Annotated in this window: 12 protein-coding genes and 1 tRNA gene; 2 read left to right on the top strand and 11 right to left on the bottom strand. The window is 42.6% G+C overall.

Annotation, left to right across the window (positions count from 1 at the left end; genetic code table 11):
- Nucleotides 1–212: 212 nt before the first annotated feature.
- From cysW to QUB08_RS16390, 3 genes are all read right to left on the bottom strand, one after another.
- Complete coding sequence (gene cysW / locus QUB08_RS16400) at nucleotides 213–1,091, bottom strand: sulfate ABC transporter permease subunit CysW (RefSeq protein ID WP_333225704.1); 879 nt, start codon at nucleotides 1,089–1,091, stop codon at nucleotides 213–215.
- On the bottom strand, nucleotides 1,081–1,941 hold the full coding sequence (gene cysT, locus QUB08_RS16395) for a sulfate ABC transporter permease subunit CysT (protein ID WP_333225703.1): 861 nt from the start codon (nucleotides 1,939–1,941) through the stop codon (nucleotides 1,081–1,083). Before cysT ends, cysW begins: the two co-directional genes overlap by 11 nt.
- Before the next feature lie 100 nt (nucleotides 1,942–2,041).
- The gene (locus tag QUB08_RS16390; RefSeq protein ID WP_333225702.1) at nucleotides 2,042–3,187 is read right to left on the bottom strand and encodes a sulfate ABC transporter substrate-binding protein; all 1,146 of its coding nucleotides are present in this window, start codon (nucleotides 3,185–3,187) and stop codon (nucleotides 2,042–2,044) included.
- Nucleotides 3,188–3,727: 540 nt separating this feature from the next.
- Between QUB08_RS16390 and QUB08_RS16385 the strand changes: the two genes are divergently transcribed.
- Both QUB08_RS16385 and QUB08_RS16380 read left to right on the top strand, forming a co-directional pair.
- Complete coding sequence (locus QUB08_RS16385) at nucleotides 3,728–5,884, top strand: WD40 domain-containing protein (protein WP_333225701.1); 2,157 nt, start codon at nucleotides 3,728–3,730, stop codon at nucleotides 5,882–5,884.
- Between the two features lie 139 nt (nucleotides 5,885–6,023).
- Nucleotides 6,024–6,096 (top strand) — tRNA-Thr (locus QUB08_RS16380).
- 514 nt (nucleotides 6,097–6,610) lie between these two features.
- Here QUB08_RS16380 and QUB08_RS16375 read toward each other — a convergent pair.
- The 8 genes from QUB08_RS16375 to QUB08_RS16340 all read right to left on the bottom strand — a co-directional run bounded on the left by QUB08_RS16375 (nucleotide 6,611) and on the right by QUB08_RS16340 (nucleotide 18,981).
- A complete protein-coding gene (locus QUB08_RS16375) occupies nucleotides 6,611–8,092 on the bottom strand; it encodes a hypothetical protein (RefSeq protein WP_333225700.1) in 1,482 nt (493 codons plus the stop codon).
- Nucleotides 8,093–8,455: 363 nt separating this feature from the next.
- Complete coding sequence (locus QUB08_RS16370) at nucleotides 8,456–9,589, bottom strand: virulence-associated E family protein (RefSeq protein ID WP_333225699.1); 1,134 nt, start codon at nucleotides 9,587–9,589, stop codon at nucleotides 8,456–8,458.
- A gap of 320 nt (nucleotides 9,590–9,909) precedes the next feature.
- Nucleotides 9,910–11,100 carry a tyrosine-type recombinase/integrase gene (locus QUB08_RS16365; RefSeq protein WP_333225698.1) on the bottom strand — a complete coding sequence of 397 codons (1,191 nt, stop codon included), beginning with the start codon at nucleotides 11,098–11,100 and terminating at the stop codon, nucleotides 9,910–9,912.
- 726 nt (nucleotides 11,101–11,826) lie between these two features.
- A complete protein-coding gene (locus tag QUB08_RS16360) occupies nucleotides 11,827–13,740 on the bottom strand; it encodes an aminopeptidase P family protein (RefSeq protein ID WP_333225697.1) in 1,914 nt (637 codons plus the stop codon).
- Nucleotides 13,741–13,756: 16 nt separating this feature from the next.
- Nucleotides 13,757–14,926, bottom strand: a complete 1,170-nt coding sequence (locus tag QUB08_RS16355) for a pyridoxal phosphate-dependent aminotransferase (RefSeq protein ID WP_333225696.1) — start codon at nucleotides 14,924–14,926, stop codon at nucleotides 13,757–13,759.
- Between the two features lie 116 nt (nucleotides 14,927–15,042).
- Nucleotides 15,043–15,375 carry a XisI protein gene (locus tag QUB08_RS16350; protein ID WP_333225695.1) on the bottom strand — a complete coding sequence of 111 codons (333 nt, stop codon included), beginning with the start codon at nucleotides 15,373–15,375 and terminating at the stop codon, nucleotides 15,043–15,045.
- Entirely contained in the window at nucleotides 15,363–15,782 is a 420-nt protein-coding gene (locus QUB08_RS16345) for a XisH family protein (RefSeq protein ID WP_242724323.1), read from the bottom strand. Before QUB08_RS16345 ends, QUB08_RS16350 begins: the two co-directional genes overlap by 13 nt.
- A 157-nt stretch (nucleotides 15,783–15,939) precedes the next feature.
- Complete coding sequence (locus tag QUB08_RS16340) at nucleotides 15,940–18,981, bottom strand: SMC family ATPase (RefSeq protein WP_333225694.1); 3,042 nt, start codon at nucleotides 18,979–18,981, stop codon at nucleotides 15,940–15,942.
- Nucleotides 18,982–19,215 lie beyond the last annotated feature (234 nt).

The following is a 19,215-nucleotide window of genomic DNA, read 5'->3' as shown; positions in this document are numbered from 1 at the left end:
TAATGACTAATGACTAATGACTAATGACTAATGACTAATGACTAATGACTAATGACTAATGACTAATGACTAATGACCCAGGAATTTCAAAGGTGGTACCCGCCACGTGATTTATCCGTGGAATCAATCCCAAATCGAAAATCGAAAATCCTCAAGCCCCCGAATTTATCTCGCGCAAGTCAATCTAAAATCTAAAATCTAAAATCGATTGACTATTCTTCAACTTCTTTGATCTTAGTTTTTCGTTCTAAAATCTCCTTAAGCACGAGGGTAACAACTGCTAAAAGACCTAGAACTACCGCAGCAGAAAATGCGGCTTGCGTCGCATACTGCTTGTAAGCATCCTCTACAAACAAAGGCAAAGTTTGCGTTTTTTTAGCAATATTTCCCGACACCACAGAGACTGCTCCAAATTCTCCCATTGCTCTAGCATTGGTCAAAATTACTCCGTAAAGCAATCCCCAGCGAATACTGGGAAGGGTGACATTCCAGAAAATTTGCCAGTCATTTGCTCCCAAAGTTTTCGCCGCCTCTTCTTGATCTGTTCCCACTTCTTCCAAAACAGGAATTACTTCGCGGGCCACAAAAGGCAAGGTAACAAAGGCAGTAGCCAGCACCATCCCAGGGAAGGCAAAAATAACCTTAATATTGGCCGCCTCCAGCCACTGCCCGAACCATCCCAGCCGACCGTAAAGCAGTACAATCATTAAACCTGCAACTACGGGAGAGATGGCAAAAGGCACGTCTAAAAGGCTAATTAATAGCGTCCGACCCGAAAATTTGTTGCGACCAATTACCCAGGCTGCACACAAACCGAATACTGTATTTATAGGCACAACTATCAGAGAAATTATCAGGGTTAGTTGGGCTGCGTGCAGAAAATCTGGCGAGGTTAAGTTAGACAAAAATGGCTCAAATCCCTTTCTGAAAGCTTGATAAAAAACGTTGAGAGTGGGGATAAATAAGACAAGAGCGAGATAGCCGATCGCAATTCCGATTAAAGTTGGTTTTACCCAAGCTTTTTCCTGACGCCGACTAGAACCTGCGGGCGGAAATTTGTAATCAGCAGGTGAATTGATATTAGCCGTCATAGCGTCTTCTCCATGCTTGTAAGAGATTAATGGCGAACAGCATTGCCAGGGAAATACCTAACATGACAGTACCGATAACTGTTGCTCCTGCATAGTCGTACTGTTCCAACCTTTGAAAAATTAATACTGGGGCGATTAAATCTTTGAACGGTATGTTAGAAGCTACAATTACAGTAGATCCGTACTCGCCAACCGCTCGCGAAAATCCGAGTGCTACTCCGGTTAAAATAGACGGAAATAGCGGTGGCAAAACTACTCGCCAGAAAGTTTCAAATTGAGAAGCACCTAAGCACCAAGCTGCTTCTTCGATATCTTTTTCCATCTCGTTTAAAACTGGCTGTACGGTTCTAACGATAAATGGCAAGGAAATAAATATCATCGCTATACCTACGCCCAATCGAGTAAACGATATCTTGATTCCCAAAGGTGCAAAAAGCGAACCAATCCAGCCGTTATCGCTGTAAACAGTGGCGAGAGTTAAACCGGCGACGGAGGTGGGCAGTGCAAAAGGCAAATCGACGATTGCATCTACAATCCGTTTTAAGGGAAAGTCGTAGCGGACTAAAACCCAGGCAATTAATGTGCCGAATACTCCGTTAATTAATGCCGCAATTAATGCCGTAAAGAAGGTGACATCGTAGGCGGAAAGGGCGATCGGACTGGTGGCAATTTTCCAAAATTCGGCTGGGTTTGCTGTGCTGGCTTTCAGTAGCATTGCTGCAACTGGGAGCAATAGCATTAAGCTGAGGTAGCCTAGGGTGATTCCCCAAGGTAAGGTGATTTTTCCGATCGCCTTTTTGATATTTTCGATCGGAGATTGAGGGTTACTGATTGCAGATGATCCAGCCATAAGTCAATAGTTTTGAGTGGGAAAGAATAAGTGCTGTAGGGGCTGGTTTTACCAATAATAATTGCCTAAAACCAATCATCTCGTAAACCCGCCCCGACCACTACTGTCTAATTGAACCTTGAATTTTGTCAAAAACAGCTCCGTCATCGAAGAATTTCTTCTGAATATCTCCCCAACCTCCTAAGTCTTGAGCTGTAAATAGGGTTTTGATGGGGGCATATTTTTGGACAAATTCTGGTTCCGCCGCTACTGTCGCATCTACTGGGCGGAAGCCTGCTTTGGCAAATTCTCGCTGAGCTTCTGGGGTGTACAGAAACTTGACAAATGCTTCGGCGACTTCGCGAGTACCGTGTTTATCAACGTTTTTATCGACAACGGCAATGGGATTGTCGATCGAAACATTGACTTCGGGAATACTATAAGTCGGTTTTTCGCCTTTCTCACCAGCCAAAATAATCTCGTTTTCGTAGTTAATTAAGGCGTCGCCTTGCCCTTGTTTGAAAAATACATCGGTGGCTTCGCGGGCGTCTTTAGTCAGAATGGGGACGTTTTTGTAGACTTTAGTAGTCAAGTCTAATGCTTTGGTTTCGTCTCCTCCGGTTTTAACAACCGAACCCCAAAGTGCGAGGAAATTCCAGCGGGCAACGCCTGATGTTTTAGGATCGGCAGTAATCACTTTTACTCCGTCTTTGCTTAAATCTTCCCAGGTTTTGATGCCTTTGGGATTGCCTTCGCGGGTGACTATTGCTCCTACGGATTTGCTGACTATGCCTTCGTTGGGGACTTCTTTTTCCCATCCGGGCTCAATGAGTCCGGCTTTTTCGATTTTTGCGGTGTCGAGGGCGAGGGCTAGGTGTACGATGTCTGCTTCTAAACCGTCAATTACGGCGCGAGTTTGGGAACCGGAACCGCCGTAGCTTTGGTTGAAGGTGACGGTTTGGCCTTTTTCTTTTTGCCATTGTTCTACGAATTTGGGAATTATCGCTTCGTGGGCCGCTTTGGTGACGGCGAAGGATACTAGGGTTAATTCTACGTTGCCTTTGTTGGCTGCTGGGCTAGCACCGCCTGGAGTGGCTGCGGGGTTGTTGGTGGTTCCCTGGCCGCAGGATGCAACGGCTAGACTTAAAGTTATTCCCACTAAAAATAGCGATACAAATCTTTTCATGGCAGTAAATGATTGATTTGTGCTGGCTGATCGCTGTTGCAGCCAGTAAAGGTGTTGAGTTAGGCGTTGCCACGGGCTCATTATATTTGTTCCTCTAGATAAAGTACGGTTCTTAGGTCGGAATACCGTAATTATGGTTGTGAAGTACGATTATAGACAAGAGCGAGTCAAAAGGCAACAAAAAAAACAAATTGGGGGAACTCAGGGTCGATCGCATATCCTGAAGTCTTTTCCGTCGGTGTTTTTGAGTCAGATTCGGGGTAAAATGTAAAGTGTATAAATAAATATTATTATTAAGTTAAGGTGCTAAGCTGGCGCGGCTGCACGATACGCCTGCACGATACGCCTTACGACTACGATCGGCTGATCGCCCAAATCTAATAGCCCTGCCAAGAGTCCCCGCCCCAGGCAGGGCTGTTTCATTCTCACCAAAAACGAGGTTTTTGTAGGGGTAGTGCTAAGAGTGCCTACCCCCGCCACCAACCATCGAATGGGGGTTTCAGGCCAAAAGGGCCGGCACTCTTGGCACGGCCCCTACCAAGAATGAAACCGCCCTGCAGCCCCAGGGGGATATGTCTGACTCGCGCGATCGTCCTTAAGTAAGAAAAAGTTTTAACTGGTATGTCCTTACCCCGCCCAGTCTCAGACACCCTAATTGAACTGTTGAAGCCTGTAGCCTCTGAATTGGGAGAAAGATTGGGAGCAAGCGCTGTCAACGAACGCTATGCAGAAATTGAGCCCTCTGGTTCTTCAGCTTTAAACCAGCAAATCAAAAAAGACCCCCGCTGGATTAAAGCACAAGTAAGATATTTGCAGCGGCAGCAGGCCAGAGAACAAGAATTAATCGCGATCGCCGACGCAGAAGAAAGGGTAAAGGAAGAACGAGCTAATCGAATTAAGGCACAAGAAGTAAGAGATAAGCGGGCAATTAGCCGACTTTGCCGCGACTTAATGCGGGAGTTTCAATCAGAAGCAATTCGAGTTAAGCTGAGCGAAATTCAAACTCTTTGGGACAAGGACAACTGGTTTTCTAATTTGAGCAGGCAGGAAACTGAACAGATTTTGCAGCAGCAGCAGCACCGATTGCTGCTGTTAGTTGCTCCCGCAAAAATTAGCCAAGATTGCCCCGATTCGTTTCGCCACAATCTGAATATCGAGCTGCCGGCTAAGTTAAGAGCTTTTTTGAACCAGCACTACCCCCCGCACGGAGATTTGTGCCCGGTTCAGTTTTACGGAGACTATTTCAAAAAATCCATTTCTGATATTGATGTGGAGCGGTTGCAGACTGTGTTGTCTCCCGTACCGACAGCTATACTGTACAGCGATATCAGCGATTATGAAGTTAATTTTCATGTTGGTTTTTGGGGAGTCATCAATCAGAGCGTTTCTCTAGTAGCGATGCAGGCTTGGAATTGGGAAGAGGTTTATCAACAGTTGGAGGCAGAGGGAAAAGATAGAAAGCTGAGCCTGCGGATTATTCGGCAAATAATTGTGACTATTCACAAGTTATTGGCGGCTTTTTTAGCTGATTTGTATTATTTAAATATCGATTTTACTCACGAACCTCAGCTATTTAATTTAGAGGCGGAATTTGCTCAAGAATGGTTTTCTAAAGATTGGGCAAAACCGTATATTGAAACTCTTAAAGAAATTCAGGATCAGCAGCGAATAGTCTCTAAGGGAGAGATGCGGCGGCTGGCGCTGCGAGAGGCGAAAGCTAGGGCGGAACGCCAGCGTTTGGAGGAGGCTGAACTCAAACGCAGAGAGGAAGCTGAGGCGGCAGCTAAGCGGGTGAAGGAATTAGCTCACAAATTAAAACATCAGAAATGGCGGTGTGTATATACGGTGCCAGGACATTCATCGTTTGTGAATTCTCTGGCGATTAGCCCTGACGGCAAAATTTTGGCTAGCGGTAGTTGGGATAAAACTATTAAGATTTGGAATTTAGAAACAACGGAATTAATTGGCACTCTGACGGGACATTCCGATCGCGTAAATTCGGTTGCTATTAGCTATGACGGAAAAATGTTGGTCAGCGGCAGTTCGGACGAAACAATTAAGTTTTGGAATTTGCACAGCGGCGATTTGCTGTGTACTTTTCCGGGACATTCTATGGAGGTGAATTCGGTGGCGATTAACCCGAAGGGCCTGGTAATTGCTAGCTGCGGCGGCGCTGATAATACGATTAAGCTGTGGAATTTGCGGAGTGGTGAGTTACTGCGGACTTTGAGGGGTCATTCTGACAATGTGAATGCGGTGGTTTTTAGCCCGGACGGTAAAATATTGGCGAGTGGCAGTTCGGATGCGACGAGCAAGGTTTGGGATGTGGAAAGTGGCAAGTTGCTGCGGACTCTTTCGGGGTTGAATGTTGGGGTGAATTCTGTGGCGATCGCGCCGGATGGTCAGATTCTTGCTAGCGTGAGCAATGATTATACGATTAAGCTGCGAAATTTGCACACGGGCAGTTTGTTGCGGATTTTAAATACTAATTCTGGGAGGGGAAAGGGTGTAACGAATTTAGGAACGAATGAGGCGGTGCATATTTTGCAGAATTATGTGAGTCGAGGCGAGTCGGTTGCTATCAGTGGGGACGGTTTGACTTTGGCTAGCGGGTGCGATGATAATACGATTAATATTTGGAATTTGCAGACGGGGGAGTTGTTGACCAGTCTGAAGGGACATTCGGGTACGGTGTATTCGGTGGCGATCGCACCTTCGGGCAATTTGCTCGCCAGCGGCAGTGCGGATCAGACGATTAAGATTTGGCGCTGCGATTAGTTAATTGGTAGTGGGCTGTCGGCAGCGGGCAGACAATTCCGGTTTGGCCCTTACGGGGAGGGGTTTTGAGCGAATTTGAAAAAAAATTGGCTGGGGGGGTTGCGCTAATGACTATAAGTTTGCTATATTAATTTTCACTGCTGGTGTAACTCAGTTGGTAGAGTAGCTGATTTGTAATCAGCCTGTCGCAGGTTCAAATCCTGTCACCAGCTTTATAGCTCAAACCAAGGTTAGATAAGACTTCTAGCCTTCTGCTCATTTCTAGGTATGAAGTGGGTCTAGAACCACAATACCTGTTTCATACCCAACTAAGCTATTAAAGCTTGGCTTTATAAGTAAATCAAAATTATTTAGATAGAAAGATAATTACTGCCTAATAACTCTACTTGCCTAGACCCTAAGCTGTCACCTCTCACTCTATCCCTCTTAAATCGAGTTTTAAGGCTCCTCTACACAATAAATGTAGATTCATACCCATACGTCCCTTATCGCTCCATATAGCTCAATCTAGAGGGATATAATATGATTTGTTTTAGTTATAGAATCTTGAGTTGTCATTGAAATAAATTATGTAATAGAAGCACATAGAGAAAGCGGGTTACTCTAACCTCAACCATTTAGCTATCGTCTCTACTCTGTTCTTATAGATTCTCATATTTCATATATACTTTCCTATATCACTTTTTACATATAATGTCCTATCTTAGTAGTGTATATATACCTGTTTCATTTATTATAAGAGGCTATCCTTAATTTATTAAATAATTCGTTCTCCAAATAATACTCTCTCAAGTCTTTAGACTTTCCCACTAATTGATGTAATGATTCTTTATAGATACTATCTACGCTTTCAGGGTATACCTTTCCTTCTAGAGTTAATCCGTCATTTCCAAAACTTGCTTTACGTGCGCGCTCAGTCAGGTATGCTATAAAAAGCAAGAATAACTTAACAACCCTTGGGGGATATACCTTTTTAGAACTCATAATGTTAAAGAATGTACTAAACTTCTCTGACTTCAACCATTGAAAAAAGAAGCTGTATAAATTCTCACTCACAATAGGTTTGTAGTAATAGGGGTTTATAGGTTTGGCGATGGTGGTCTTAGTCATGGAATAAGCAGGTAAAGGATTCCATTTAATAGTCCCATACACCATTAAAGAAAAAGTTGCTACGACTGTTGTGTTGTGCCATAGGGTCAAATGCTCATCACCCTCTTCATTTTCATGCCAGCTAATGCTGATTGTTTCTAGGGGTTGCCCTATAATTTCTTTGTAATTTACCTCTCCCTTTTCGTTTTCTGTAGTATGGCACAAAATATATTGTAGCTTAATTGTCTTTAGCTTAATTATTTCTAAAGCTTCTTCTTGCCAAGGCCAGTTTTTGCCGAGACAAAGTAGCAGCCCAAAACTAATTATTGGTTTTTCTAGGTTAGTATCTTCTGCTACTACCTCCTCTCTAATTTCATGTTGATTAAAACTCGTTAGACTTTCTTGTGCTACTTGATATTCTTTTTCCCACTCAGCATAACGTATTAATTCAATGACTCTAGAGCGAACTCCCTCGAAATCGTTATTAAGGTTGACCTCTTTATTTAATAATAAAAACACATAGTAAAGGATGTTTCCTAAAATATTCTCACTAGCAGGAAGGCACAAGTAATGAACTATATTTGAAAAAACTTGACACTGTATTTCAGAGGATTTATTCTGATACGAAGATAATGCAAATTTTTGAATATGTTCCCTTTCCTTGTAAAACCGACTCAACCATAAATTAATATCAATTTTATATTGATTAACTAAGCTTTTACCTTGCTCTATCCGATCGAGTAAGATTTCACGGTGTCTGGCATCGTCAAACTGAGAGCAGGAAATTTTTTGATATTTAATTATCCCTTCGTCAATAATGTCTTGAATTTTTTTCTGAAACTTTTCTAAACTTTGTTTTTTAGCCTCTGAATCAGTGTTTTGTGTACTGTCATGGCTCTTGGTTCTCAACCAACAATCATTCTTGCCTGTATCTTTGAAATGAGAAAAGTGAGCAGCTCTTTTTATACCGGACTTATTAAAATCCCTTGGCTTCTTTAAAAAAACAGCTTCTCCACATACATTACAAGTTAGAAGTAAATTCACATAGGCTTGATAGTTTAGTCTATCATCATCAGGTGTAAATTTTTTATTTAATAAGATAGATGTGGCAGATTCCATAAAAATTAACCCCCTTGTTTTTGGTAATTATCATTATGAATTTAACAGTAATCCTCTGGCATATACTGTGACTTAAATCACCTCATTGTCTGACAACCTAAAATGCTATAGCAATAGTTTTAGCTATTTATCAGTAGGTGATTTTATCCTGAGAAGTGTAACTATGTAACTATGTAACTGTAACTCAACTAACTTTAACACCCTGGGATATTTATTTTCTCCGGGTCTATCAATTAACTAGATTGACCGATCGCTTTAAACGATTAGTTAAAATTTTACAGTTACACGGTTACACAGTTACAAAATAGCTGAACCCCCTGATATATAAAGGATTCAGCTTGCAACTCAACCGTAACTGAGAGATTATCTAGTTACAGCCACAGGTACTTGCCAGTATTTACCCGACTTACCGTTGACTCTACTAGCTTTAGTTGGTTTTTCTAAGCCTAAACCTGTCAGAATATTAGTAATCCTTTCTGCATCTTTTCTAGTCCAAGACTTAGGTTCTTTTCCTATAGCCTGTGTTAAGACATCACTAAAAACAAAAGGCTTTTCTTGTTTTTCTACCCAATCAGCTACTATATCTTCCCACATATCATTTGCTTCATATTTTTTATTTACGGCATTAAGCATTTCTTGCTCAGTTTCATTTAAGTAGATAGGATAGTTATCTTTGTAGGCTTTAACAGCACTAGCCCAAATCAAATCTCTATTTTCTTTTACCCATTCAATATCAATTTTCTCGTTTACATCTACGCACCAAAATCTTCTATTGCCTGTAGCATCAACTAAAAACTTATCTTTATTCGTTGTACCTACCAGAATAAACTGTCGATCAAGTGTAATCGGTTTGCTATCATAGGGTTTACGAAGAGTGTCGCTTTGCTGAGTAATAAAAGCTTTTAACTTACCCATCTTACTCGCAGTCAGAGTCTCTTCACACTCTCCTAGCTCAATAATCCACTTACTATGACAAATCATTAACTCATCTTTATTATAAGCTTGCAAAGACATAGAGGTAAATAAATCTTCTCCCGCTAATTCCCTGAAGAAAGAAGTCTTATAAAAGCCTTGAGAACCTTTAAGTAAAAGTACAGTATCAAATTTAGTACCAGGCTTTAACGCTCTCGCTACTGCACCTACTAAAGTCTTAGGTAAAAATAATCCTTCTAAGGAATCAGGGTCAATATGTAGGACTTTCTCATTAAGCTCTCTAAAAACATCTTTGTAGTCTATATCTGGGAACTTAGACTCGCATTCACTTAAGTAATCCTCTAAGGGAGAGAAGAGATTTTTACTAGCGTAGATGTGGGCTAGCTCCTGGATGTACTTATCATTCTCTAGAACAGTATTATGGTGGAGAGAAACCTGATGCCTAAACTTAGGTAAGTCAAATAGTTCTCCATCCAAGTAAATATCCTTGGTGACTTTGTTAAGGCTTAAACGCTCAGCAAAGTTATTAGCAATAATTGCTTCGGTTTCTTTGTAGTTAGTCATAAAAAATAGTCAAAAATATAGAGGAAATCATCATATAAACACCCCTCAAATGTTCTAACGGAGATTGCTATGGCAAAATCGCTAGAAACCTAGAACCTCTAAGTTCTTGCTTGTAAGACAAGAAAATAAGAGACTCCTAAATTGTCAAGGTTCAGTGTTTACCTATTACTCATTATAGAAAGTCGTTAATTGAATCGACAGAGTAAGCAATGTAAAAATAACCGTATATCATGTTCGGTTTACCGTACCAACGCACATCAATGAAAAGGATAGAAGTTTTTCGCCTCTATCCTCTTGATTTTCTTGTTTATTTACGAGACTTACAACTCAGGTAAGGTTAAATCCTTTCTAGCTGCTAGGTAGTGGTCTAGAATAACTTGAGGACTATTGCCTACCAGTGCTGCTACTGTAGATGGGTCATAACCATCCCGAATTAAGCGAGTGATGAATGAGTGCCGAAGATTATAACAGGGTAGGTATTGGCTAATTTTTCCAGACTGGTACAGTTTGATTACTACAGGACGCCATTGCCGATTGAGAAAATTATCTTGATTTAGATATCCTCCCTCTACACTAGGAAAGACTAGATTATTTTCATTTTGACGTTTAGGAATCCGTCTTAAGAAGCTAAGAAGTTGGTCATTGCAAGGGAAAATTCGAGTATTGTAGGTTTTAGTATCCTTTAACTCTCCCTTTGAGTAGGCTTTGCTAACCACTATCACAGTCCTCCCATTTCTTTCTTTGATATCATTCCAATTGAGAGCTATTGCTTCCTCTGGTCGGAAACCTGTTAAAGCTAGAAACTCTACATAACCAGAGTAGTAAGAATGAGAGTAAGCACTAGCAGGTGAACAGAATTCATTACTTGAGAATGACTGAATAATGCTTTTAACTTCTTCAGGCTCAAAGCATTCTTTAGAACGTTTGCTTTTTTGTCCTTTAGGCAGTTGCTTTTTGAGATTGTGATAGGGATTATCACTGATTAACTTAGTTTCAACAGACCAGTTGGAGGCAGCATTGATGTTAGCAATTGCTTTTTTTAGGGTGCTGGAACTGTAATGCTCCAATAATTCCTGCAATAGTAAGTGAGGATTGTCAAGGTCAAGAGCTTCACTGGAAACTTTAGCTAAGCACCTCTCTACTTCTTTCCAGTCTTTTTTTTGAGTTGTCTTAGCTACTCGCTGTACATTCGCTTCCTTGTAATGTTCCCAAACATCAGCTAGATTAAGCTTAGTTACCCGTTGTACAGGTGCTAGTGCTTGTGCGTATTTAGGGGAATATTTCGCTAGACTCTCATCGAAGCGTTCCATTAGGATATCGCTATTGATTTCTTGAGCCTTAGCACTGGCTACCTTGAGAGTAGTATCAGTGTCAGCTTTACCCACTGTTATCACGTAACGTTTACCATTAAACCGCCAGCGAATACGATAACTACCTTGGAATCGCTCTACCGAAACCTTACCGTACTTAGCTACTACACCATCTTTGTGGTCATCAGGGGTGATAAACATGATTTTGGGTATGGGTAAATTTCATACCCGCCTCATACCCAGTTTCTTTGACAGAGGGTATCTAGTAGAGCTTCAAGCCGTTGGTTTACCTCAAAAGTAGTTAAAGCTAGCTGATTTGTAATCAGCCTGTCGCAGGTTCAAATCCTGTCACCAGCTTTACTCTAAATTCTCTAAATGTTTGTATCTTAAATCCCCCACTTCTTGGAGAAGTCGGGGATTTTGGTATTCTGTTTTTTAACTACCAGCCGGGAAGTCCCGGGCGTATATTTAGAGGGGATTAATCAGAGCGCTCGGCCCCGTACCCCGTTGGGAATTACGCCCGCGTGATGAAAGGCTCGTCGGGTTTCGGTACGGAAACCGACAATTATTCTTTTATACCCCAAGATGCTCGGGACATACTCTGATACTATATTAGCAAGTGGGGGTGGAACTACCTCACTATAAAAAGCATGAGAAAAAAAGGAAAAAGAAGCCTGCGGTCTAACTTTACTCAGTTGACCGTCAGGTTTGTTCACGAAATCAGGAGACTGCACGTGCTGTTTCCCTACAATATTACAATATTATTTTGGGGTAGGGACACCGCACCGTGTCCAAGGCGTGTCAACCTAAGCTTTCAGCCCGCCCAGCCCGTTAGTCAGCCCGCGAGTCCGCCAGGGAAGGAATTCCCTGGCGGACTTTCGCTTTGACCTTAAGTTGACATCTATGAGCATTGCGGTGTCCTCGGTATCATTCCGGTGCAACCGGAATTGATATCACACAGGGTGCGGCGGCTTTTTTCAACCATTCAATTGTTGCTGCATCAAGTACGGGTTCGAGTTTCTCGACTACCGAAGCGTGATAATTATTCAACCATGCGAGTTGAGTCTTTGACAGCCGATCGACATTTATCAATTTTTGCTCAAACGGAATATACGTCAGCGGTTCAAATCCGTACCAAACCAAACCGTTTTTTGAGGGCATTTCCCTGACAACATAGAGATTTTCGATGCGAATTCCGCCCCATCCCGGTTCGTAATATCCCGGTTCGATGCTGGTTACCATTCCGGCTTCCAGGGGATATTGTACCGATTTGCTGATGCCATTGGGCCCTTCGTGGCCTGCTAAAAACGCGCCCACTCCGTGCCCTGTACCGTGTCCGTAGTCTAGCTGTTCTTGCCATAATACCGCACGGGCGATCGCATCTAATTGCGCTCCCGTTGTTCCTTTGGGGAATTGCTGCATTGCACAGTTGATGTGCGCGATTAACACTGTTGTGTAGTGTTCTATTTGTAGCGCCGTCGGTTCTCCGATACTTACTGTTCTCGTATCGTCGGTTGTACCTGCTAAATATTGCGCGCCTGAGTCCAATAACAGCAGTTCCCCCGGTTTTAACGTTATTTCTGGGCTGGGGGTTCCGTAATGTACGATCGAGCTATTGGCTCCCGCACCGGCGATCGTTCTAAAAGTTAAAGTCTGAAAATCAGTTTCTTCCTGGTAAAATTTTTCGATGCTTTCTTTGACATCAAACTCGGTCACTACCTTACCATTTTCTAGCTGTTCTGTCAACCACTTTAAAGCCAAAGTTTTCGCTCGACTTGCTTTGAAATTGGCTGATTTCATCTGCTCAATTTCTACGGGATTTTTGCGAGCTTTCATCCCTTCTACCGGATGTGTCTCAAAAACTATTTCGATGTTGTAAAATTGCGCTTGTTGATGGTTTAATATTAACTGGTACGTGCCTGCTGTGCTGTGTTTCGGGTCTAAAAGTACCCGAACTTTATGTGGCAAATTTACGCAACTTTCTAATGTATGCGGATAGTCTGCGTAAGGAAGCAAAGTTACATCCGCCCGCAATTCTTGCTTAATTTCTAGTGAAATTCGTTCGGGATTTGTAAACAAAAACGCTGAATCTGTGGTGACAATGGCATAGGAGATGAAAATAGGAATGTGGGGAATATCCGAGCCTCGGAGATTGAACAGCCACGCTATTTGATTCAGGTTGGTAATCGGAAGCACATCGATATTGGCTTTTTGCATCGCTTCCCTGACTCTGGCTAATTTTTCGGCGGCGGTTTCTCCTGTCAGGGATACAGGTAAGCTAAATATGGGCTCTGCATCAATCGCGGGTAAAGTCTCTGCTGTTTGCCAAGAATTTTGCGATCGCACTTTGTCTGTCAAATTCTCCCGGATTGCTATGAGTTCAATCTCCGCAGTTGCAAATTTTTTCACCCAATTTTGATATTGCTCTGTCGCTACGGTAAATGGATCAAAACCCATGCGAATTTTCCTTGATTTTTCTGCCGATTCTACAGCCAGCTTTTCTAAAGTTTCAATTAAAGTTAAATTTGCTTCTAAGCCGACTTTCGATATTTGAATAATTCCCGTATCGACTTGCAATTCGGCTTGTTCGTAATAGCGGGAATCCACAAACAGCCAAGCGGAATCTTTGCCAACCAACAAATCCCCGGCGGAACCCGTAAAACCGCACATCCAAGCTCGTCGCTGCTTGGCTGCTGGAACTGATAAATTTAAGTGTTCGTCAACCGCTGGGATTAAATAGCAATCTAATTCATAATCGGCCATCAAATCGCGCAAGTCTGCCAGTTTTGCAGCGGAGGTATCTTGAATATTTGTATTGGCTTTTAAGTTCGTGGCAACCATTTTTCAATTTCCTCTTTTACTTGTTTAAAATTGTCTTCAAACCTTTAACTAATCTCCTAATACCTGCGGTGGCGGTTGCTTTTTCCAAAGCACCGTAAGCCACCCGCAAATAGCAGCCGTTATCCATGCCGAAGGTTGTACCGGGAAGCACTGCTACGTGATATTCGCGAATTAATTGTTCTACTAATTCCATTGTATCGATTTCAGTATCAACTTTCAAGAAAAAGTAGAACGCTCCGCAGGCTGGGGAAATTGTACACAAGTTTTGGATGGTATTGAGTTCGCCTAATACGAGTTGTCGCACAGATGCGATCGCCCTTACATAATTATCGCAGTAACCTCTACCAACTTGCAAGGCTCCCAGGGCTGCATACTGAGAAATTACTGGGGGACAAATTAAGATTGTATCTTGAATCTTTCTCACTGAAACGAGCAAGTGTTCTGGGATTACCATATACCCGATCCGCCAACTCGCAAAACCGTAGGCTTTGGAGAGGCTAAACAGAGAAATTGTATGTTCGCTGCTATTGGGAAAAGCGGCGGGCGAACAGTGTTTGACACCGTTATAAGTAAAATATTCGTAAGCTTCATCGCTGATGTGATAGATGTTGTGCTGGCGACAAATTTCGTTAACTTCCCGGAGTGCTTCGGAAGGATAAACAACACCAGTGGGATTATTTGGCGAAATGGTAACTATGGCTCGCGTTTTGTCGGTAATGGCTTTTTTTATAGCATCGATATTAAGTTGATAGTTGGCGTCAGTTTCTACTATGACTGGTCGGCAATTTGCCATAATTGCCGCCATTTCGTGGTTGAAGTAATAAGGGGCTTGGATAATAACTTCGTCTCCCGCCGAAGTGATGGCGAGAATGGCATTGGTAAATCCCATGTTGCTGCCGGCTGTAACGACAATGCAGTTTTTGCTGTTAATTTCTATGTTGTTATCTGTTTTGAGTTTGGCTGCGATTGCATCTTGTAATTCTGGAATTCCTTCGACGGCTTTGTATTTGTGATTGTCTGGATTTGCGAAAAATTTGGGTATTTTTTCAAATGATTCTTGTGGCGGGTTGTAGTAAACTACGCCTTGTCCTAATGATATCGTTCCTGGATTTTGGCGGATCAGTTCGCCAACTACTGGAATTATTGGCGACTGTACCGATTGCATTCGAGTCGGGGGATTTTTCATATAATATTTGTTTTTTGGGGCGTTAAGTAAATTGACATAGCTTACAGATTAGAACCCCGAATTATTGGATAAGTCGGGGTTGGGGGATATGGTTTTTGGGGAGATTATTTAAGGATTTACGCTATCGCAAATCCAGTAAATTGCCGTACATAAGGTGCTCGAAATGCCAACACAATATCTGTTTTAGGGACTCCAAATTCTAGAAATTGATTTGCAATTCCTGCTTCCGTAAAATCGCGCTGAATCCAAATCTTGCCATCTTTGATATCAACATGAATCGGACATCCATGAATTCGTTCTTCATCCCGCCATCCCACATACAACAATAAATAGCGGTCGCGTTCCGTATCGAAAACAATTTCAGTGGTTTCTACATCTTGCTCAGACTGCTCTGTCGCGTGTTGATGTATGACTTTCTGAACTAACTGGCGATAATCTAATCTTTCCATAATGTTATCTCCTGTCCCTTCACATGAAAAACCAGCATCTTTATTTGATATCGTTCTAACACAGTTTGAACAAACGAGTCTGTAAAAAAATCTTGATAGATATCTGTAGGCACTGCCAAATACAGCACTCGTTCTGATTCCAATTTTTCCAATGCTACTCGATAATTAAGAAATTGACCAACAGCCGTATGGAATTCTGACAGCGCCGACAAGCCCACAAAGCTTTTTACTTCTACTGCTATTTTTTGCATCCCCTTTTCCGCTGAAAGTAATTTTTCTCCTCCCAAATCAATCTGCATTTTTACTTGAGAAGTTACTTTTAGAAATAGAGGATCGTGAGTAATTGTCCATCCATCTTTCTCCAAAGCCGAACGTACTGTGTTGTGAAAGATATCTTTGGCTGACATGATTTAAAAAACTGTTTTACTAGATCCAAAAAGAGCTTAGTTAACCGATGCGTAGTACACACCCTACATATATAGTTGGTAGGATGCGGACGGCGCACCGAGAGCGCTATAAATAGCGAGCCGAACTACTTTTGACATAAGTCTTATTATATTATAATTAAACTCTTTCAATTTCTATTTTAGAACCTTGGGGGGATTTAAAAACTTTAACTTGGGCGGGCAATCTTTCGCCTAATCCTTGAACGTGGGTAATCACTCCAATCAGCCTGTCTCGCTGCCGCAAAGATTCTAAAATTTGAGTAACGCTTTCGAGAGTTTCGGTATCTAAAGTGCCAAATCCTTCATCGAGAAACAAGCTGCCCAAGTGAGTTCCTTGAGACAGTTTTTCTGACAAAGCTAAAGCCATTGATAAGGAAGTGGCAAAGGTTTCGCCGCCGGAAAGAGTGCGTACTCGTCTAGCTTCGCCACCGTTCCAATTATCTGCTACCCAATATTCGCCGTCTTGGTTTTTTAGTTTGTAGCGATTTTCGGTTAATTCTTGCAAAATTAAGGTGGCGCTGCCGACTAATTCTGCTTCTAAATGTTCTAAAATGTAGGATTGAAATTCGTTGGATTTGAGGTTCTGCGCTAAGGTGTGATAAGTTTGCTCTTGTTCTGTCAAATTTGTGATTTGGTCTGACAGTCTTTCGGCTTGTTCGAGATTTTGAGCTGCTACTTGAATCCAAGCTAAAAGTTCGGCGCGGTTGTTGTTGGCTTGTGTGAGGTTTTCTTGGGCGGTATGTTTGGCCGATCGCACTTGTGCTAAAGTATTCTCATCGGTAGTTCTGCCTGCGAGATCCTCGCTCAAATCTTTCGCCCGCGTCTCTAACTGAATTTTTGATTCGCGGTGAGAGCGAATAGCATTTTCCCATTCTGATTGTTCTTTAACTGTCGCAACCGCTGCTAAAAATGTCTCTTCTGTGAAATCAGCCGCCGTTAATTTGGCTGACCAATCCAGGTTTAGCTGCTGTTTATGAGCCTGGGCTTGTCCGAAAACTTCTCCAGCTTGTTGCTCTCTTTCTGCTGCTTGAATAACCTTATTTTGAGCAGTTTGATATGATTTTTCGGCAACTTTCAGCAGATTTGCCAAGTCTTGCTTGTCTTGTTCTAAGACTTTTGCTAAATTAGCATAAGGTTGATATTCGGTAATTTGATAAAGCGCATTTACACAACTTTGGAACTGCTGCTGGCGGCGGTCTGATTCGGCAATCGCATCTTGATATTCCTGCTGTTTAGCTGCTTGAGTCGCCACCGCCAAATTAAATCTTTCCTGAAAATTATCATATTCCAATGATACCAGTTGGAACTGCTGTTCGGTTTCCCGGTATTGGCGATCGCTCTCTTTAAGGATTGCCAACTCCTGCTGCAACCCCAAGCTTTCCCACTGAGGATTTTCCAGAACTTGAGTGATTTGCTGCTGCAATTCGGCAACTCTATTCGCAGTTAATTCGAGCATTTGATCAATTTCCGACTCTTTTTGCTGGCAAGCTGAAGCTGTACTTTTTGCCTCAGCAGCCAACCTTTGAGCATCTTGAAAAAGCTGATTTGCCCCCGCCAATTTCTGCCGCAAACCAGCGACATCGACAATATTAGAATCTGGCAAAGGAGGGAGGCTCTCGCTCTCAGGATGCACCCCCCCGCACACCGGACAAGTATCGCCAGAATTCAGTGACATTCTGATAGCAGCAACACTCTCTAAACGTGCCGCTTCCGCATTAGCGGTTTGGGCCACTTCTAACTCGCGATCGCACTCTTTTAGTCGGATTTCGGCTGCTTCTAAATTACTGGCAACCTCCACATAATTCTGTTGAGCTTTTTCCTTCTCTGCGATAGATTTATCCAACTGTTCTTGCTGAGTCTTTTGCTGCTTGGTAATTAGCTGAATTTCCATCAATAAGGGTGAAATTTGCTGTAATTGCTCTAAACGCTTTCCTCCCGGCGCATACTGTGCGAGCTGTGCCGCTGCTTGAGTAACTCGAAAACCCGCACCTTGAATTTTAGTGTTAGCAGCTTGCAGGTCTTTATCTGCTGCCATGAAAAAGCGGAGTTTTTCCTGTTGAATTTTTTGGGCAAGCGCAACTTCTTTTTCTAATTGAGCGCGTTGTTCTTCATATACTTTAGCAGCAGCTAGAGCATCTTCGCGAGCCTTAATTTGTGGCGCTAGCACCTGTTCTTTGGCTTTTGCCGCGTCAAGTTGCTGCTGCTCTACAGCCAGCTCAGAGCGAGCTTTAATTAACTGCTTTCGCGCTGCCACCGAGGCACTTTCGGCAGTTTCATACTGACTGCGAGCCGATCGCACTAAAGCCCAATCTCCCTGTAAATGATTGGCAGCTTGCGCTCTTTCTAAACGCTGTGCTAAAATTGTCACCTCGGCAGAATTAGCATTTAATTGGGTCAGTTGTTGTTGTAGCTCTTGCCAGCGAGCGATTTGCGAAAATAGCTGTTCCTCTTCATCTAGAGCCTTCTGAGCTTTCATCACAGCGCGATCGAACTGGGGCAACTGCTGCTGTAAAATCAAAAGTTGCGATCGTCTTTGATCCACCTCATCCGCCGTCGGCGCACTCAACTCAGCTAGCTGCCTTTCCACCATTTCCCGTTCCTGTTTCAGCAACTTTGCCAGCTCATTTGTTTCCTTCCGCATCTGCTCAAAAATCTCAAAGCCCGCTAGCTGCCGCAAAATTTCCCGGCGTTTTGAAGTATCCCCTTTAATAAACTCATCAAACTTGCCTTGAGGCAGAACAATTGCTCGCGTAAAAGTATCAAAATCCATTCCTAAAATCTGTTCAATGGTATTTTGAACAGCAACAATACTCGTCCCCAAAGTTTCCCATTGGCCATTTTGCCAGTTGTCCAAAATTACCTTATTTTCGGGAGATTTCGGACGAAAACGCCACCTCCGCGTCACCCGATACTGTGCCGAACCCACAGCAAAACGCAACTGCACTTTTAAATTTTCGCTGCCTTGACTTGCCAAATCACTTACTTGTTTGCCGCTGCGAGTTGTCGTGCCAAAAAGAGCGTATGTCATGGCATCTAACAGTGAAGATTTGCCCGCACCTGTAGCACCAGTAATTGCAAACAAATCGAGTTGAGAAAAATCTAAACGCTGTTCGCGGTGGAAGCTGGTAAATCCTTCGAGAATAAGTTCGATTGGACGCATACTGATTTTAGATTTTAGATTTGGGGTTTCTATTTCTCTTTACCAGGCAGAGCCTGGTAAAGCAGATCCGGAGGCTCTGCCTCGAATTTTCCTATTTAAGCGCGAGGCAGAGCCTCTGGATATTTCCAGACGGAGCCTGGGAACCAGTTATTGTATCTTTTCCTATTTAAGCGCGAGGCAGAGCCTCTGGATATTGGTTCCCAGACGGAGCCTGGGAACCAGTTAATTTGGGAT

Source organism: Microcoleus sp. BR0-C5 (assembly GCF_036705045.1).
Lineage (GTDB): Bacteria > Cyanobacteriota > Cyanobacteriia > Cyanobacteriales > Microcoleaceae > Microcoleus.
This window is presented reverse-complemented; position numbering and strand designations above follow the sequence as displayed.

What these genes read in the sequence shown, in the direction of transcription:
- cysW (WP_333225704.1), bottom strand. Translation starts at nt 1,091, where the DNA reads ATGACGGCTAATATCAATTCACCTGCTGATTACAAATTTCCGCCCGCA.
- cysT (WP_333225703.1), bottom strand. Translation starts at nt 1,941, where the DNA reads ATGGCTGGATCATCTGCAATCAGTAACCCTCAATCTCCGATCGAAAAT.
- QUB08_RS16390 (WP_333225702.1), bottom strand. Translation starts at nt 3,187, where the DNA reads ATGAGCCCGTGGCAACGCCTAACTCAACACCTTTACTGGCTGCAACAG.
- QUB08_RS16385 (WP_333225701.1), top strand. Translation starts at nt 3,728, where the DNA reads ATGTCCTTACCCCGCCCAGTCTCAGACACCCTAATTGAACTGTTGAAG.
- QUB08_RS16375 (WP_333225700.1), bottom strand. Translation starts at nt 8,092, where the DNA reads ATGGAATCTGCCACATCTATCTTATTAAATAAAAAATTTACACCTGAT.
- QUB08_RS16370 (WP_333225699.1), bottom strand. Translation starts at nt 9,589, where the DNA reads ATGACTAACTACAAAGAAACCGAAGCAATTATTGCTAATAACTTTGCT.
- QUB08_RS16365 (WP_333225698.1), bottom strand. Translation starts at nt 11,100, where the DNA reads ATGTTTATCACCCCTGATGACCACAAAGATGGTGTAGTAGCTAAGTAC.
- QUB08_RS16360 (WP_333225697.1), bottom strand. Translation starts at nt 13,740, where the DNA reads ATGGTTGCCACGAACTTAAAAGCCAATACAAATATTCAAGATACCTCC.
- QUB08_RS16355 (WP_333225696.1), bottom strand. Translation starts at nt 14,926, where the DNA reads ATGAAAAATCCCCCGACTCGAATGCAATCGGTACAGTCGCCAATAATT.
- QUB08_RS16350 (WP_333225695.1), bottom strand. Translation starts at nt 15,375, where the DNA reads ATGGAAAGATTAGATTATCGCCAGTTAGTTCAGAAAGTCATACATCAA.
- QUB08_RS16345 (WP_242724323.1), bottom strand. Translation starts at nt 15,782, where the DNA reads ATGTCAGCCAAAGATATCTTTCACAACACAGTACGTTCGGCTTTGGAG.
- QUB08_RS16340 (WP_333225694.1), bottom strand. Translation starts at nt 18,981, where the DNA reads ATGCGTCCAATCGAACTTATTCTCGAAGGATTTACCAGCTTCCACCGC.